The organism is Pseudomonas sp. MDV22-iso1 (genome assembly GCF_058145095.1).
Map to the genome: position 1 here is coordinate 24,269 of NZ_JBYVMF010000021.1, position 16,776 is coordinate 41,044.

General features: G+C 59.0%; 14 protein-coding genes. 7 read left to right on the forward strand and 7 right to left on the reverse strand.

The features are described from left to right. Window positions 1–103: 103 nt before the first annotated feature. The 4 genes from AC3ZVB_RS21555 to AC3ZVB_RS21570 form a co-directional block, all read right to left on the reverse strand. Window positions 104–1,147: an ABC transporter substrate-binding protein gene (locus AC3ZVB_RS21555; protein WP_162436276.1), complete on the reverse strand. Its 1,044-nt coding sequence runs from the start codon at window positions 1,145–1,147 to the stop codon at window positions 104–106. Between the two features lie 44 nt (window positions 1,148–1,191). Next, the gene (locus tag AC3ZVB_RS21560; protein ID WP_194693786.1) at window positions 1,192–2,316 is read right to left on the reverse strand and encodes an ABC transporter ATP-binding protein; all 1,125 of its coding nucleotides are present in this window, start codon (window positions 2,314–2,316) and stop codon (window positions 1,192–1,194) included. Window positions 2,317–2,659: 343 nt separating this feature from the next. Next, a complete protein-coding gene (locus AC3ZVB_RS21565) occupies window positions 2,660–3,289 on the reverse strand; it encodes a response regulator (RefSeq protein WP_490147693.1) in 630 nt (209 codons plus the stop codon). Between the two features lie 66 nt (window positions 3,290–3,355). Continuing rightward, window positions 3,356–5,752, reverse strand: coding sequence for a PAS domain-containing sensor histidine kinase (locus AC3ZVB_RS21570; protein ID WP_490147694.1), 2,397 nt, complete (start codon window positions 5,750–5,752; stop codon window positions 3,356–3,358). A 73-nt stretch (window positions 5,753–5,825) separates the two neighbouring features. On the opposite strand from AC3ZVB_RS21570, the gene AC3ZVB_RS21575 reads away from it, so the two are divergent. Continuing rightward, window positions 5,826–6,809 (forward strand): alpha/beta hydrolase family protein, encoded by a 984-nt coding sequence (locus tag AC3ZVB_RS21575; protein WP_490147695.1) that lies wholly within the window; start codon window positions 5,826–5,828, stop codon window positions 6,807–6,809. A 66-nt stretch (window positions 6,810–6,875) separates the two neighbouring features. Here the strand turns inward: AC3ZVB_RS21575 and AC3ZVB_RS21580 are convergent, their stop codons facing one another. The 3 genes from AC3ZVB_RS21580 to AC3ZVB_RS21590 are packed head-to-tail and all read right to left on the reverse strand — an operon-like array spanning window position 6,876 to window position 9,332. Further along, the gene (locus AC3ZVB_RS21580) at window positions 6,876–7,643 is read right to left on the reverse strand and encodes a DnaJ domain-containing protein (RefSeq protein WP_162436271.1); all 768 of its coding nucleotides are present in this window, start codon (window positions 7,641–7,643) and stop codon (window positions 6,876–6,878) included. Between the two features lies 1 nt (window position 7,644). Then, window positions 7,645–8,316: an N-acetylmuramate alpha-1-phosphate uridylyltransferase MurU gene (gene murU, locus AC3ZVB_RS21585; RefSeq protein WP_490147696.1), complete on the reverse strand. Its 672-nt coding sequence runs from the start codon at window positions 8,314–8,316 to the stop codon at window positions 7,645–7,647. Then, window positions 8,313–9,332 carry an aminoglycoside phosphotransferase family protein gene (locus AC3ZVB_RS21590; RefSeq protein WP_490147697.1) on the reverse strand — a complete coding sequence of 340 codons (1,020 nt, stop codon included), beginning with the start codon at window positions 9,330–9,332 and terminating at the stop codon, window positions 8,313–8,315. The genes murU and AC3ZVB_RS21590 overlap by 4 nt, the downstream gene beginning before the upstream one ends. 130 nt (window positions 9,333–9,462) lie before the next feature. Between AC3ZVB_RS21590 and AC3ZVB_RS21595 the strand changes: the two genes are divergently transcribed. The 6 genes from AC3ZVB_RS21595 to AC3ZVB_RS21620 all read left to right on the forward strand — a co-directional run bounded on the left by AC3ZVB_RS21595 (window position 9,463) and on the right by AC3ZVB_RS21620 (window position 16,761). After that, the gene (locus AC3ZVB_RS21595) at window positions 9,463–12,276 is read left to right on the forward strand and encodes an LPS-assembly protein LptD (RefSeq protein WP_490147698.1); all 2,814 of its coding nucleotides are present in this window, start codon (window positions 9,463–9,465) and stop codon (window positions 12,274–12,276) included. After that, window positions 12,257–13,573 carry a peptidylprolyl isomerase SurA gene (gene surA / locus AC3ZVB_RS21600; RefSeq protein WP_194693792.1) on the forward strand — a complete coding sequence of 439 codons (1,317 nt, stop codon included), beginning with the start codon at window positions 12,257–12,259 and terminating at the stop codon, window positions 13,571–13,573. Before AC3ZVB_RS21595 ends, surA begins: the two co-directional genes overlap by 20 nt. After that, complete coding sequence (gene pdxA, locus AC3ZVB_RS21605) at window positions 13,570–14,559, forward strand: 4-hydroxythreonine-4-phosphate dehydrogenase PdxA (protein ID WP_490147699.1); 990 nt, start codon at window positions 13,570–13,572, stop codon at window positions 14,557–14,559. Before surA ends, pdxA begins: the two co-directional genes overlap by 4 nt. Continuing rightward, window positions 14,556–15,374 carry a 16S rRNA (adenine(1518)-N(6)/adenine(1519)-N(6))-dimethyltransferase RsmA gene (rsmA, locus tag AC3ZVB_RS21610; protein WP_194693794.1) on the forward strand — a complete coding sequence of 273 codons (819 nt, stop codon included), beginning with the start codon at window positions 14,556–14,558 and terminating at the stop codon, window positions 15,372–15,374. The genes pdxA and rsmA overlap by 4 nt, the downstream gene beginning before the upstream one ends. Window positions 15,375–15,496: 122 nt before the next feature. Next, on the forward strand, window positions 15,497–15,877 hold the full coding sequence (gene apaG, locus AC3ZVB_RS21615; protein WP_162436264.1) for a Co2+/Mg2+ efflux protein ApaG: 381 nt from the start codon (window positions 15,497–15,499) through the stop codon (window positions 15,875–15,877). Continuing rightward, window positions 15,877–16,761, forward strand: a complete 885-nt coding sequence (locus AC3ZVB_RS21620) for a symmetrical bis(5'-nucleosyl)-tetraphosphatase (protein WP_490147700.1) — start codon at window positions 15,877–15,879, stop codon at window positions 16,759–16,761. Before apaG ends, AC3ZVB_RS21620 begins: the two co-directional genes overlap by 1 nt. The last annotated feature ends 15 nt before the right edge of the window (window positions 16,762–16,776 follow it).

Consider the following 16,776-nt stretch of genomic DNA (forward strand, 5'->3'; position numbering starts at 1 on the left):
GCTACGCAGCCGAACGGGGATAAATCCCCTCGCCACATAAATCTCTTCATCACACGAATCCTCGCCACAGAAACTCGCCCTCACAGGAGGGCGAGCCCTTTGCTTACTTCGCAGCCCAGGAATTAAAGCGCTGCTCCAGTTGCTCACCGTTGTCAGCCCAGAAGCTGACGTCGATCTGCACCTGGTTGGCGATGTTTTCCGGAGTAGTCGGCATGTCTTTCAGGACATCCTTGGCGAGCAACGGCACCGCTTGCGTGTTGGCCGGGCCGTAAGCAATGTTTTCCGAATAGGTCTTCTGCTGCTGCGGCATGACCGAGAACGCGATGAATTTTTTCGCCGCTTCAGCCCGCGCCTTGTCCAGGCCCTTTGGAATGGCCCATGCGTCGAAGTCGTAGATACCGCCGTTCCAGACGACTTTCAGATTGCTTTCTTTTTGCACGGCAGCAATTCGGCCGTTATAGGCCGAGCTCATGACCACGTCACCGGAGGCGAGGTATTGCGGCGGTTGCGCACCGGCTTCCCACCACTGAATGCTTGGCTTGAGCTCATCGAGCTTCTTGAACGCGCGATCCTGACCGTCTTTACCGGCCAGTACTTTGTAGACGTCCTTCGGCGCAACGCCATCGGCCATCAAAGCGAATTCCAGGGTGTACTTGGCGCCTTTACGCAGGCCCCGCTTGCCCGGGAATTTCTTGGTGTCCCAGAAATCCACCCAGCTGGTCGGTGCGGTTTTCAGCTTGTCGGCGTTGTAGGCCAACACTGTCGACCAGACGAAAAAGCCCACGCCGCAAGGCTGGATAGCGCCTTTGACGTAGTCTTCGGACTTGCCGAACAGCGCAGGGTCGAGCTGCTCGAACATGTCTTCATCGCAACCACGGGACAGTTCCGGCGATTCAACTTCCACCAGGTCCCAGGACACGCTCTTGGTGTCGACCATGGCTTTGACCTTGGCCATCTCACCGTTGTATTCGCCGGCTACGATCTTGCCGTTACCCGCCGCTTCCCACGGCGCGTAGAAGGCTTTGACCTGCGCGGCCTTGTTCGCCCCGCCAAAGGACACCACGGTCAGATCCGGCCCCGCTGCCATCGCGTGTGCCGCACCGATCATGCCCATTACCAGGGCTGTGAATTTCAGGGATTTCAACATTTATATTGTTCTCCACGTGCAGGGTTGGTGTAGCAGGGGGGCGATCAATTCGCCTCTAGAAGCGGGTCGAGCGCACGAACGTGTTCGACCTGCCAGCCAAGCGGTACCACGTCGCCGACAGCCAGCGCGGGATCGAGCTCGGCAATCGGTTGTTTCACAAAGAAGTCGGTCTTACCGCAGACTTCCAGACGAACCCGGACGTGGTCGCCCAGATAGATAAATTCCGCCACCCGGCCCGAGAAACGGTTGACGCAGGACTCGCTCGAACCATTGAGACTCACGCGTTCCGGACGAATCGACAGCGTGACGGGCTCACCGGTCTTGCCGACATTGACCGCCAAGGCTTCAACCTTCTCACCACGCGCCAGCTCGACCACGCAGCGATCACCCGTCTGGCTGTGCAGGCGCCCATTAAGGCGGTTGTTCTCGCCGATGAAATTGGCAACGAAGGTGTTCTTCGGTTCTTCATAAAGGGAGCGCGGCGGCGCGATCTGCTGGATCTCGCCCTGATGGAACACCGCGACGCGGTCAGACATGGTCAGGGCTTCACCCTGGTCGTGGGTCACGTACACCACGGTCACGCCGAGACGCTGGTGCAGATGCTTGATCTCCATCTGCATGTGCTCACGCAGTTGCTTGTCGAGTGCGCCAAGAGGTTCGTCCATCAGCACCAGTTGCGGTTCGAACACCAGTGCGCGGGCCAGTGCCACACGCTGCTGCTGGCCGCCGGACAGTTGTGCGGGATAACGCTGGGCGAAGGCGTCGAGCTGAACCATGCTCAGGACACGTTTGACCCGGTCGCTGACATCGCTTTTGTTCAAACCGCGCACGGTCAGCGGGAACGCGAGGTTCTCGGCCACCGTCATGTGCGGGAACAACGCGTAGTTCTGGAACACCATGCCGATGTCACGTTTGTGTGGCGGCACGTTGTTGATCGAACGACCCGCCAGCAGGATCTCGCCTGCGGTCGGTGTTTCGAAACCGGCGAGCATCATCAGGCTGGTGGTCTTGCCGGAACCGGACGGGCCGAGCAAGGTAAGGAACTCACCTTTGCGAATGTCCAGGTTGAGGTCTTTGACGATCAGGTTCTCGCCGTCGTAGCTCTTTTGCACTCCACGAAAGCTGACCAGAACATCGCTGGCCCCTGCGCTTGAATCGACCTGGCTCATACCCACACCTTTGTTAGTGATGACTGCTGTGGACTAAGCCTAGTGGACGCCGGGAGCCACGCAAATCGGGGGGCAGGAGAGATTGGCCTCAGCCGGATGGAAGGTTGGGGGTAGGGATTGCCCTACAAGGATGGCGGGAATAGATAGAGACAGCTGCAATCTTGAAGCTGCAAGCCGCAAGAACGGGCAAAAGCGGTTTTGCAGGATGTCGTAAATGGGCATGCGACCACAATCCCTGTGGAAGCGAGCTTGCTCGCGATTGCGGTATGACATTCAAAATGAATGTCGACTGATAGTCCGCTATCGCGAGCATGCTCGCTCCCACAGGGGACAGCGGTGTTCTCTAGAGGAGTTTGTGTTCCATCGCGTACTTCACCAGTTCCGCCAGGGAGGTGATGTTGAGCTTCTGCATCAGCCGCGCCTTGTGGGTGCTGATGGTCTTGCTGCTCAAGGCCAATTGCTGGGCGATGTCGTTGACGTTGGCGCCTTGGGCGAGGCGTTCGAACACCGAAAATTCTCGCTCCGACAGCGATGAATGCAAGGGGCGGGAATCGGTCAGACCTACCTCGAACACCATTCGGTCTGCCAGGTCCGGATCGATGTAACGCCCACCGGCCGCGACTTTGCGGATCGCCGTCAGCAGCAGTGCCGGATCGCTGTCCTTGGTCGCGTAGCCCGCTGCGCCGACCTTTAAAGCACGGGCGGCCATTTGCGCCTCATCGTGCATCGACAACACCAGAATCGCGGGCGGATTGTTCAGCGCCCGAATCCGTGGAATGGCTTCCAGGCCGTTGACACCAGGCATGGAGATATCCAACAGCACCACCTCGCAGGGCACATGTCGCAGGATCTCGAGCAACTGCTCGCCATTGCTCGCCTCCCCCACCACCAACAAATCCTTGGCCAGGCCAATCAACTGCTTGATGCCTTCACGAACGATGGTGTGGTCTTCGGCTACCAGTACACGGATCACAGACTTCTCCATTCTTCTTAATGTCAGAGCCAGGAACATTCGTGAGCAGGTGCTCCAACAAATACCTCAGGCCGCCTCCAAAGGAACACGCACGATCAACGTCGTGCCCTCCCCCGGCTCACTGTCGAGCGACAACTGCCCGCCCATGATCAACACCCGTTCACGCATGCCGACCACGCCAAAGGATGTTGGCCGACCGGTCGTGGCGATAAATCCTACGCCATCGTCGCTGACGGTCAGACACAGTTCGTCGCCTTCACGCACCAATGTCAGTTCGACAGTATGCGCTTGGGCATGCCGCATGACATTGGTTAGCGCCTCCTGAAGAATCCTGAACAATCCAATGGCCATCGCATCACTCAGCACGGGCAGATTGTCCGGTACCTGCACCAGACACGGAATCTGCGTACGCGCCTCGAAACGCCGGGCCTGCCATTCAATGGCAGAGGAGATCCCTGCGTCGAGAATCGGCGGACGGAGTGCCGTCGCCACATCGCGCACGAGCTGAAACAACTGGGCGATCAAACGCTTCATGCTGTTCAGGCGCTCATTCAGACCAGGGTCCAATTGGGCGTAGGCCAATTCGCACATGGACGTTTCCAGCTTCAATACCGTGAGCATCTGACCCAACTCGTCGTGAACCTCACGCGCGATACGAGCTTTTTCCTCCTCCCGCACACTTTCCAGGTGTGCAGACAATTCACGCAGTTGCTCGCGGGAGCCGGCCAGCTCCAGTTCGATGCGTTTGCTCTCGCTGATGTCCCAAACGATCCCGTCCCAGACGTAGGCACCATCCTCGAGCCGTCGGGTAATCGCCTTGATTTCAGCCCAGCGTTGCTCGCCCTGGCGGGTCAGGATTCGACCTTGCCATGACCAGTCACTGTCGGTATCCAGGGCACGGTCCTGAGTCTGGTGATAGCTCGCCTTGTCATCCGGATGCACCAAACTGCGCAGGCCTTTGTCGCGATGGGCCAGGGTCGCTGGCGAATAGCCAACCAGACTCTCGCTGCCTTCACTGATGTAGGCAAAATCGATCTGCCCTGTTACCGGCGCTCGCTCCAGTCGAAAGACCAAGCCCGGTACGTTGGCGGCAATTCCTTGCAGCCGCGCTTCACTTTCCTGCAACGCAGCCAGTGCGCGACGACGCTCGGTGACATCATTGAGGTAGACCACCAGGTATTCGCCGTCGCGAAAACGCAGGAAACTCAGCGACACATCCGTCGGCAGAATGCTGCCATCGGCACGCACACAGTTAGTTTCAAAGGATTGCGGCCCCTCTTCGCTGGCCCTGGCGCGTTTCCACAGGTTCAACCAGCGATCCATGTGCAAACCTGGCTCGAAGTCGATCAATGGCCGATCAATGATCCCGTCCGCCGTATAGCCGAGCATGGCTTCGGCGGCACGGTTGGCATAGCGCACATGACTGTCCCAATTCACCCACAAGATACCGACCGTACTTTGGTCGATGGAAAACTGGGTGAGTCGCAAGGCCTCTTCGCTGGCCTTGCGCAACGCGATGTCTTCACGTGCTGCTAAAAGGCGCTGCTCCAGACTGTGCTGCTGCCGACGCTGCCAAAACACAATGGCCATGCTGCTCAGCATGATCACGGCCAACAGAAGACAGAGGTTTTGCCAGAACCCCGGAGACTCGGTCAGGCGCGGGTATTTGGGTTGCAGCCATTGGTTGTGCAGTTGCTCCAGGTCCTTGGCAGGGATCGCTCGCAGGGCACTTTCGACGATCCCCGCCAGTTCAGGCCAGTCACGACGCGTGGCCACCCGCAGCAACTGCGGTAAGCCGATGTCGCCGACGACCACCAGCCCCGCGAACTCGGGCTCGGCGGACAGCCGCCCCAACTGCGCTTCGTCGACCACGGCGTAGCTGGCTTGTTGACTCAACAGGAGTTGCAACGCCTGGCGCTCGATGGGCACGCCCTGCAGATTCAAATGCGGAAAATTGCTACGCAGGTAATCAGCCGTGGCACCCGGCATGCGCACTGCCACCCGGGTCTGGCTGTCGAGTTTTTCCAGCTCCACTGCACCGTTGCTTTTCTGGTCGCTGACGACCAATTGCGGCACCCGCATGTAGGGGTCTGAAAACTGCCATAGACGCAGACCACCGGGGGTTTGAGTCAATCCCGGCGCGAGGTCGATCTCCCCTTCGCGGGCAGCCGTTTCCAATTGAGCGAGGTCGGGATAGTTTCGCCAGCTCAGCTCGATCTTGAGCGCTTTGGCCAACCACTTCATCAGCTCGACGTTGACACCCGACAGGCGCTGCAAGCGACGATCGTATTGGGCATAGGGCGCCTGCAAAACCAATCCGACCCGCAACTCACGGTGGTCTTCCAACCATTGCTGTTGCCCCGATGACAACTGGGCAACGTGGGCCGGTGGCGCCGACGCCGCCCAGCTCATCAAGGGAAACAACAAGCAGCCGATCACCCACAGGCAGCGAAAACGCATCATTGAAGCTCCGCACACTGACAAACACTGACCAACCCATTAGGCTGCCGGAATCACTTCTGGCCTGGAATATCCGATGCCCCTTGTCTACCGCCTGGCACTGCCAGCATTGTGCCTGTCGCTGATCCTGCCTTGCGCCTTTTCAGTTGAGGCGGCTGATCCTGTTCCGGCGCAAACACCCACCGAAGCAAAACCGGTCGAACGCCAGCCGCTGCCTGAACGCAGCCAGGAAGAGGCCGCAGCGCTGGCGCGAACGATCCCCGCCGAGGAACAGCAACAACTGCAAGCCGGCGACGACACCTTTCTGTCGCTATGGAAACCGGCCAATGTTGCCGAACCCAAAGGCGTAGTCATTATCATCCCGGGCGCCGGCGAAACAGCTGACTGGCCTCAAGCAATCGGTCCATTGCGACGCCAATTACCGAACGCCGGCTGGAGCAGCCTGAGTATCACCTTGCCGGACTTGCAAAGCGATGTCATTGCGCCTCGAGTCCTCGACGTACCGCCCACCATCAAGGCGCCGGATGTCGGGAGCAAGGATTCCACGACCGCCGCGCCTATCGAACAAGCGGCGGGCGGGGAAGCGGACGTAGCAGACAAGGTCGTGGTCGACAGTAGCGAAGAACACGCCAAGGTCGACGCCGAACGGATTTTTGCGCGTCTGGATGCCGCTATTGCCTACGCCGAACAGCAAAGCGCCCCCAGCATCGTGGTATTGGGGCACGGCACTGGTGGTTACTGGGCTGCTCGATATATGAGCGAAAAGCAACCGTCGCAAGTCGAGAAACTTGTGATGGTCGCGGTCCAGACACCCGCCAAGGCGAAACCCGAACTGACCGAACTCATGCCAACCCTGAAGCTACCCACAGCGGACATCTTCTACATGGACAAGCCGCTCGATCGCAACGCAGCGCTGGAGCGATTGCAGGCGAGCAAGCGATTGAAGACATCGGCGTTCAGTCAGGTGTCGCTGAAATCACTGCCGGGTAACGCCAAGGATCAACAGGAACAACTGGTGCGCCGGGTGCGTGGCTGGTTGAGTCCTAACGCTGCTGATTGAGCAAAAAGCAGAAGATCGTCCGAAGGCTCGAACCGCGCTCGGACGATCTTTTGTTCTTGTGGATAGCTAACGGAAATCCCGCCGCTGACGAATCAATGTGTAGGCGTTATGCAACTCCCGCGTTTTGTCCGTCGCTTCCCGAACCTGCATCGCCGTCGCGCCACTGCCGGCAATTTTGTCCGGATGATGACGACTGAGCAGGCGCCGATAGGCGTGCTTGATCTGCGCCGGATCGCTGGTGGCGGACACTCCCAGCAACCGCATTGCGTCCTGATAGGTCAGGGTATTGCTGACCAACGGACGTTTCTGTGGCTCGTAATCGGTCGCCAGTGCCTGTACCTGGCGCGAACTCCAGCCCAGCCACTTGCCCCACTGCGCAATCAGCTCACGCTCACTGCGCCCCGCCTGGCCGTCGGCCCAGATCATTCGCCAGCAGGCGCGCAACACCCCTTCCGCCGCGAAAGGCTGGGCGCTCAAGCGCCTCAAATGACCACGTAAACGGTCATGCCCGGATTTGCCTCGATTGAACGCGGCAATCGCTCGGCGCTGGGCTGACTCGGTCATTTCCAGCGCACGCATTTCCTGGCGCGCTTGCTGGATGTGCCCATCCACGACGCGTCCGTCACACTTCGCCAGCCGTCCAAGCAGCACAAACAATAGTTCGTCATTGCGCAGTACAGGACGGCCACCGAGCTTTTCCCGCAAATGCCCCCAGCTCTGCAGCTGCAAACGCCGGTCCAACGCCTGCCCTAACAAGGCGCCAAGCATGGCCCCCGGAATGCTGGCTATGGCAAAGCCGGCTCCGGCTCCAATCAGAGTCCCTGGCCACAACATGTCAGCGGCTCGCTTCTAATAGAGTTTCCACTTCAGCGAGACGCTCGTGAGTACCCACATCGACCCAGCGTCCGCTAAGGCGCTCGCCGGTGACCTGCCCTGCCGCCATCGCTGTGCGCAGCAACGGCGCGAGTTTGAACGCGCCCGCAGGACACCCATCGAACAGCTGCGGATGCAGCACGGCAATGCCGCTGTAGGTCAATGTTTCAGCACCCGGCTCATTGTCGCGAACGTGACCATCGCTCAGACTGAAATCGCCGGTCGGGTGATGAGGCGGGTTGTCCGCCAGCACCAGATGCGCCAACCCGGAGATAGGCTGGTGCAACACGCTGAAGTCATAGTCGGTCCAGATATCACCGTTGACCACCAGGAACGCATCGTCGCCCAGTAGCGGCAATGCACGGAAAATACCGCCGCCCGTTTCCAGAGGCTCGCCCTCCGGCGAGTACTGGATTCGAACGCCGTACTGCGATCCGTCACCCAGATAGTTTTCAATCTGCTGACCGAGCCAGGCGTGGTTGATCACTATTTCGGTGAAGCCCGCGATTGCCAGGGCCTTCAAGTGATACTCGATCAGCGGCACACCACCGGCACGAACCAGCGGTTTGGGCGTGGTCAGGGTCAGCGGGCGCAAGCGCTCGCCTTTGCCTGCCGCCAGAATCATCGCCTTCATGCCGTTACTCCGCCGCGCAGGCTGTCCAGCAACGCCCCTAGTTCAGCCAGCTCGGGTCGGCGCGCCACAACGTCCTCTATATAAGCAAAGAATCGCGGTACGTCCGCCAGATAGCGCGGCTTGCCGTCGCGGTGACAGATGCGGGCAAAGATCCCGATGACTTTCAGGTGACGCTGCACGCCCATCAGGTCACTGGCACGCAGAAAATCTTCCAGATCCGGCTGAACCGGAATGCCGAGAGCGGCCGCTTGCTGCCAATAATCTTCCAGCCAACCGCGTACACGCTCCTCAGGCCAACTGAGAAAAGCGTCCTTGAACAGGCAGGTCACGTCGTAGGTTACTGGGCCATAGACCGCGTCCTGGAAATCCAGCACGCCGGGGTTGGGCTGGCTGAGCATCAGGTTGCGCGGCATGTAATCGCGATGGACCAGCACTTTCGGCTGTGCCAGTGCGCTGTCGATCAACAGATCGCTGGCTTTCTGCCAGAGTGCTTGCTGAGCGGTATCGAACTCGATGCCCAATTCATGCTTGACGTACCACTCTGGGAACAATTCCAGCTCACGCCGCAGCAAGGCCACGTCATAACTTGGCAACGGCGCCACCATTGGCAGTTGCTGAAAAGCCAGCAGTGCCTGCAGCGCGTCCTTGAACAGATCATCGGCGTTTTCGCTGGTGATCACGTCCAGGTACGTCTTGTTTCCAAGGTCATTGAGCAGAAGAAAGCCGCGTTCAAGGTCTTCGGCATAAATTTTCGGCACGTTAATTCCGGATTTCTCCAGCAAAAAAGCAATATCCACGAAGGGTTTGCAGTTTTCCTGAGGCGGAGGTGCGTCCATCACGACGAAACTTCTGCCCTCGCCCTCCCAGCGAAAATACCGCCGAAAACTCGCGTCACTGCTGGCAGCAGTCAACGTGGCCGGGGGTACGACTCCCCAGCCCTGATCTGCGTAGAGAATCGCCAATTGCTCATCGAGCCAAACTTTCAGGTGTTGCAAACGTACATCTTGGTCAGGCATTGCAAGGGTCTCCGACGGCGCTAGCCGTCAAGCGGGTCATGCTTTATTATCCAGCATCTTTTTCAGACCATCGAGAGGCGTGCGGCCCACACCGCGGGCAGATGGCACGCAGGAAGCCCGGACTAATAAGATGGCATTGAAATCCCCCGCGTTTCGTAAAAAATTTCCGTTGTTGGTTACCGGCAGTCTGCTGGCCCTGCAACCCCTAGCCACTTCGTTCGTGGTCGCCGCGGAACAGTATGACTGCTCAGTCTCTGCTTCGGGTGCCTGGGACTGTGCGCCAAAATCGCCAGCGGCTGCCCTGCCTCCACGCCCCGTCCATGACGGCAGTGCGGTAGGCGCGAGCGGCGAGACACCGGCCGACAGCGGTTCCAGCGAAGACACCGGCGCCAAAACGGCACTGGTGACCGAGGCCAAGGGACGCGGATTGAAGTCGCGCAGTGCAGACTACAGTCACCTCGACTGGGTTCCACGCGAAAACCTCACTGCAGCGCAATTGGCCGAAACAGGTCCTTACTGCTCTGGTTCCTATATCGAACCGATTCGTCCTGGCATGAATGACAAGACGAGTAAAAGTGACGCCCCGACCTTCCTCGGCGCCAAAGCCTCCCGCTACAAGCAGGATGAGCAGGTCGCTACCCTGGCCGGTGACGTCGTCATGCGCCAGGGCAGCATGCAGGTCGAAGCCGACGAAGCAAATCTTTATCAGGCAGAAAGCCGTGGCGAACTGAGCGGTAATGTCCGGGTTCGTGACAACGGTGCCCTGATCGTCGGCGACCACGCCGATGTCCAGCTCGACACCGGCGAAGCCAAGGTCGACAACGCCGAGTACATTCTTCACAAGTCCCGTATTCGCGGCAGCGCCCTGTACGCCAAACGTGCCGAGAACGCGATCATCCGCCTCAAGGATGGTACGTACACCACGTGCGAACCGAACAGCAACGCCTGGCAGCTCAAGGGTAATAACATCACCCTTAACCCGGCCACCGGCTTCGGCACCGCGACCAACGTGACACTGCGGGTCAAGGACATTCCGGTTCTTTACACGCCGTACATCTACTTCCCGATCGATGACCGTCGCCAGTCCGGCTTCCTGCCGCCGACTATCGGCACCGGCACCGATACCGGCTTCATGCTGGTCACGCCGTACTACTTCAACCTGGCGCCGAACTACGACGCCACGTTGTACCCGCGTTACATGAGCAAGCGTGGCTTGTTGATGGAAGGCGAGTTCCGCTACCTGACCCCGTCCAGCGAAGGTCAGTTCGGCGCCGCGTACCTCAACGACGACGACACCGAGCGCAGCAAACAGTCCGATTACGAAAAAACCCGCTACATGTACAACTGGCAGCACAAAGGTGGCCTCGACTCGCGCGTTTTCACGCAGGTCGATTACACCAAGATCAGCGATCCGTATTACTTCCAGGATCTGCAGACTGACCAGATTGGTGTGAAAAGCGCTGATTATGTGAACCAGCAGGGTTCGGTTAGCTATCGTGGCGACAGCTACACCGCCCGACTGAATGCCCAGGCTTATCAGCTGGCGACTGTTTCGAACATAACACCGTATGACCGTTTGCCGCAGATCACCTTTGATGGCGCGCTGCCGACTCATCCGGGCGGCCTGGACTTCACTTACAACACCGAACTGGTGCGGTTTGATCGCGACCTGAAAAATGGCAACTTCACCGATGAAGATGGCGTTTCTACTCCGCGACTGGACACCAACGTTCAAGGTCTGGCTCGTGCCAATGGCGATCGCCTCAACCTTGCACCGGCTGTCAGCCTGCCGCTGGATTGGTCATATGGGTTCCTGAAACCACAGCTCAAATACCAATACACCCAGTACCAGTTGGATCTGGACAGCATCGGGAAATCCCAGATTGCCGCGCAAAATGCGGCGGCTGCAGCGGCCGGGACTGAAAACATCAATGGCCAGTTCGACAGCAACCAGAACCGTGGCGTTCCGATTGCGAGCATTGACAGTGGCCTGTACTTCGATCGCAAAACCACCTGGTTTGGCAAAAACTACAACCAGACCCTCGAGCCGCGCCTCTATTACCTCTACGTTCCAGAGACGAACCAGGAAGATATTCCGGTATTCGACACCAGCGAGTACACATTCAATTACTCGTCGCTGTTTCGTGACAACCGCTTCTCCGGTGCCGATCGCGTCGGTGACGAGAACAAACTGGCCCTGGGTATCACTAACCGCTGGATCGAAGACAACGGTTTCGAACGTCAACGCATCAGCATCGGTCAGGCGTTCTACTTCAAGAACCGCGAAGTTCAACTGCCAGGTATTGACGCCAAAACCCGCGAAGACGCGAAATCCAAAGTTTCGCCTTATGCGCTGGAATACGAATATCGCTGGAACCGCGATTGGCGCACCACCGCCGATTACAACTGGGACCCGGATACCCGCAGCCCTCGCTCGGGTAGCGCGATGTTCCACTACCAGCCTGAAGACAACCCGAACAAGGTTATCAACGCCGGTTATCGCTATCGCAACGACCAGATCCGCTACGACCAGAACACCGGTAAGTGGGCTGTGGGCGGCGGTGACTACGGCACTCCGGGCCAACCTGGCTACGTGAAGGACTACTACAAGATTCAACAGCACGACTTCTCGGTGATCTGGCCGATCGTGCCGCAATGGAACCTCATCAGCCGCTGGCAGTATGACTACAACCGTAACCGTACCCTGGATGCCTTCGGTGGCTTCGAGTACGACAACTGCTGCTGGAAACTGCGCGTGATCAACCGCTACTTCGTCGACTACGACGAAACCAGCCAAGACGCTCCGCAAAACGAAAAAGGCGACCATGGCGTCTTCCTCCAAATTGTTCTGAAGGGACTCGGCGGCCTCACCGGCGCCAAAGTAGAGAGTTTCCTCGACAAAGGCATCCAAGGTTATCGTGAACGTGAAGACCAAGCTTTCTGATTGTCTGCGCCCGCTCGTGCTGGGCGCGCTGTTCCTGGGTACTGCGGCCAACGCCGCAGTACAGTCCATCGATAAAGTGGTGGCCATCGTCGACAACGACGTGGTCATGCAGAGCCAACTGGACCAACGAGTTCATGAAGTTCAGCAAACCATCGCCAAGCGTGGTGCCGCTGCACCGCCGCCTGGCGTGCTGGATCAGCAGGTGCTGGAGCGCCTGATCGTCGAAAACCTGCAACTGCAGATCGGCGAACGCTCCGGCATCCGTATTACCGATGAAGAACTGAACCAGGCTGTCGGCACCATTGCACAGCGCAACAACATGACCGTGGATCAATTCCGCGCAGCCCTGACTCGCGATGGTTTGTCTTACGACGACGCCCGTGACCAGATCCGTCGCGAAATGATCATCAGCCGTGTACGTCAGCGTCGTGTGGCCGAGCGCATCCAGGTGTCCGAGCAGGAAGTGAAAAACTTTCTTGCTTCCGACCTTGGCAAGATGCAGCTGTCCGAAGAGTTCCGCCTGGCCAACATCCTGATTCCTACGCCGGAAAGCGCCAACTCCGACGCGATTCAGAATGCTGCCAAACAAGCGGACGCGGTTTACCAGCAGCTCAAGCAAGGCGCTGACTTCGGTCAGTTGGCAATCGCCAAATCCGCCAGCGAGACAGCACTGGAAGGCGGCGACATGGGCTGGCGTAAAGCAGCTCAATTGCCACCACCGTTCGACCGGATGCTGAGCACCATGGCGGTTGGGGACATCACCCAGCCAATGCGCACTCCAGGTGGCTTCATCATCCTGAAGATTCTCGACAAGCGTGGCGGCGAGGCCCAGGTACGTGACGAAGTGCACGTGCGTCATATCCTGGTCAAACCTAGCCCGATCCGTGATGAAGCAAAAACCAAGGCTTTGGCTGAGTCGCTCTACACACGCATCGAATCAGGCGAAGACTTCGGCGAGCTGGCCAAGAGCTATTCGGAAGACCCGGGCTCCGCCCTCAACGGTGGCGACCTGAACTGGATCGACCCGAATGCACTGGTGCCTGAATTCCGTGAAGTGATGGCTAACACCCCGCAAGGCAAACTGTCCAAGCCGTTCCAGACTCAATACGGCTGGCACGTCCTGGAAGTCCTTGGTCGCCGCGCTACCGACAGCACCAACCAGGCGCGCGAGCAGCAAGCAATGACCGTCCTGCGTAACCGCAAGTACGACGAAGAGCTGCAAACCTGGCTGCGTCAGATCCGTGACGAAGCGTACGTAGAGATCAAACTCCCTGGTGCAGACCAGGCAGCGCAGTGAAACCCCAACGTTTCGCGCTGACACCCGGCGAACCAGCCGGCATAGGTCCTGACCTGTGCCTGCTGCTTGCCTCGCAAGCCCAGCCGCACCCCCTGATTGCCATTACCAGCCGTGACCTGCTCATTGAGCGCGCCGCGCAGCTGGGCGTGGCTGTCGATCTGCTTGCGGTGACACCTGACCATTGGCCAGATACCCCGGCGCCAGCCAACAGCCTGTACGTGTGGGACACTCCGCTCAACGCCAAGGTCATCGCCGGGCAACTGGACAAAGCCAATGCTGCGTTCGTGCTCGAAACCTTGACCCGTGCGGGCCAAGGCTGCCTGGATGGACATTTCGCAGGCATGATCACCGCGCCAGTTCATAAAGGCGTGATCAACGAATCGGGGATCCCCTTCTCCGGGCACACGGAATTTCTCGCCGACCTGACCCAGACCGCGCAAGTGGTGATGATGCTGGCGACTCGCGGATTGCGCGTGGCGCTGGTCACCACTCACCTGCCCCTTCGCGACATTGCCGACGCAATCACACCGGAGCGTCTGGAGCGGGTCACTCGAATCCTGCACGCCGATCTGCAGGAAAAATTCGGCATCGCCCAGCCTCGCATCCTGGTCTGCGGGCTTAACCCGCACGCCGGTGAAGGCGGTCATCTGGGCCATGAAGAAATCGACATCATTGAACCTACATTAGAGCGCCTGCGTGGCGAGGGTATGGACCTTCGGGGCCCCCTTCCCGCCGACACTCTGTTTACCCCCAAATATCTGGAGCACTGCGACGCGGTGCTGGCGATGTACCACGACCAGGGCCTGCCGGTACTGAAGTACAAAGGCTTCGGCGCGGCAGTGAACGTGACTCTGGGCTTGCCAATCATCCGCACCTCGGTCGACCACGGCACAGCCCTGGACCTGGCCGGCAGCGGAAAAATCGACACCGGCAGCCTGCAAGTCGCCCTTGAAACCGCTTACCAGATGGCCGAGACCCGTTTATGACCGAGCATTATCAACACAAGGCGCGCAAACGCTTTGGCCAGAATTTCCTGCACGATGCCGGCGTTATCGACCGCATCCTGCGGTCCATCCATGCCAAGGCCGAAGATCGCCTGCTGGAAATCGGCCCAGGCCAGGGCGCATTAACCCAAGGCCTGTTGAGCAGCGGCGGTCAGCTCGACGTAGTGGAACTGGACAAGGACCTGATCCCGATCCTGAACCAGCAGTTCGCCAGCAAGAGCAACTTCAACCTGCACCAGGGCGATGCACTGAAGTTTGACTTCAACAGCCTGAATGCAGCACCCGGCAGTCTTCGGGTCGTCGGCAACCTGCCGTACAACATTTCCACCCCGCTGATCTTTCACCTCCTGCACAACGCCAGCCTGATCCGTGACATGCACTTCATGTTGCAAAAGGAAGTGGTCGAGCGCATGGCTGCAGGCCCGGGCGGCGGTGACTGGGGTCGTCTGTCGATCATGGTTCAGTACCACTGCCGCGTGGAGCATTTGTTCAACGTAGGCCCTGGCGCGTTCAATCCGCCACCTAAAGTCGATTCGGCCATCGTGCGCCTGGTACCTCACGCGGTGCTTCCGCACCCGGCCAAGGATCACAAACTGCTGGAACGCGTCGTGCGCGAAGCCTTCAACCAGCGCCGTAAAACCTTGCGTAACACTCTCAAGCTGCTGCTCAGCAATGACGAGATCGAAGCGGCCGGAGTCGACGGCAGTCTGCGCCCGGAGCAACTCGATCTGGCCGCGTTCGTACGCCTGGCCGACAAGCTCAGCGAACAAGTCCTGCAGAAACCCGACGCAGACTGAGACAAACGAGCGTTATCGGGTAAGACACCAGCCGTCAGGTCTGGTTTACTACCCGATACTTGGCCTAGACTGAGTTCTATCAGCTACGCCCCGCGTCCCGCTTCGTTTTTAAGGCCTCTTGCATGTCCGATCCTCGCTATCAGGTCGACGTCAGCGTCGTCACCCGCTATCTGGCAGAACAATCGCAACCCGAGCACGAACGCTTTGCCTTCGCTTACACCATCACCGTGCAAAATAATGGCGAGCTACCCGCCAAGCTGCTGTCGCGGCATTGGGTAATCACCGATGGTGACGGGCATGTCGAGGAGGTTCGTGGTGCGGGCGTCGTTGGCCAGCAACCGTTGATCGATCCGGGCAAAAGCCACACCTATAGCAGTGGCACGGTGATGACTTCCAAAGTCGGCACGATGCAGGGCACCTATGAAATGATCGCCGACGATGGCAAGCATTTTGATGCTGTCATCGCACCATTTCGCCTGGCGGTGCCCGGAGCCCTGCACTGATGGCAACGTACGCCGTCGGTGACTTGCAGGGCTGTCTTGAGGCATTGCAATGCCTGCTCAAGAAAGTCGCCTACGACCCGACTAAAGACCGTTTGTGGCTGGTAGGCGACCTGGTCAACCGCGGCCCCCAATCCCTGGAAACCCTGCGTTTCCTCTATAGCATCCGTGAATCGCTGGTGTGCGTGCTCGGCAACCATGACCTGCATTTGCTGGCTGCGGGAAAGAACATCGAACGCCTGAAAAAAAGCGACACCCTTCGTGACATTATCGAGGCTCCCGATGGCGCAGAGTTGCTGGACTGGTTGCGCCAGCAGAAGCTCATGCACTACGACGAACAACGCAACGTCGCGTTGGTGCATGCCGGCATTCCGCCGCAATGGTCGCTGCGTAAAGCCCTCAAGTGTGCCGCCGAGGTCGAAGCGGCCCTGCAAGACGACAACATGCTTCCGCTTTACCTCGACGGCATGTACGGCAACGATCCGGCGAAATGGGACAGCGACCTCAAAGGCGTCACGCGCCTGAGGGTGATTACCAACTATTTCACCCGCATGCGTTTCTGCACCGCCGAAGGCAAGCTCGATCTCAAGAGCAAGGAAGGCGTCGATTCAGCACCGCCAGGTTACAAGCCCTGGTTTCAGCACAAGGAACGCAAAACCAAGGACGTTAAAATCATCTTTGGTCACTGGGCCGCGCTGGAAGGCAAAGTGCTTGAACCGGGCATTTCGGCGCTCGACACCGGCTGTGTCTGGGGCGGTGCCCTGACCCTGATGAATGTCGACAGCGGCGAGCGCCTGTCCTGCAAATGCGACGAGCATGGCCATGTAGCCAAACCGCCAGTCGCCCAGACCATTTCCGAATCATCGTCAGCCAGCGCCCAGCGCTAGACTGCGCTTTCAGCC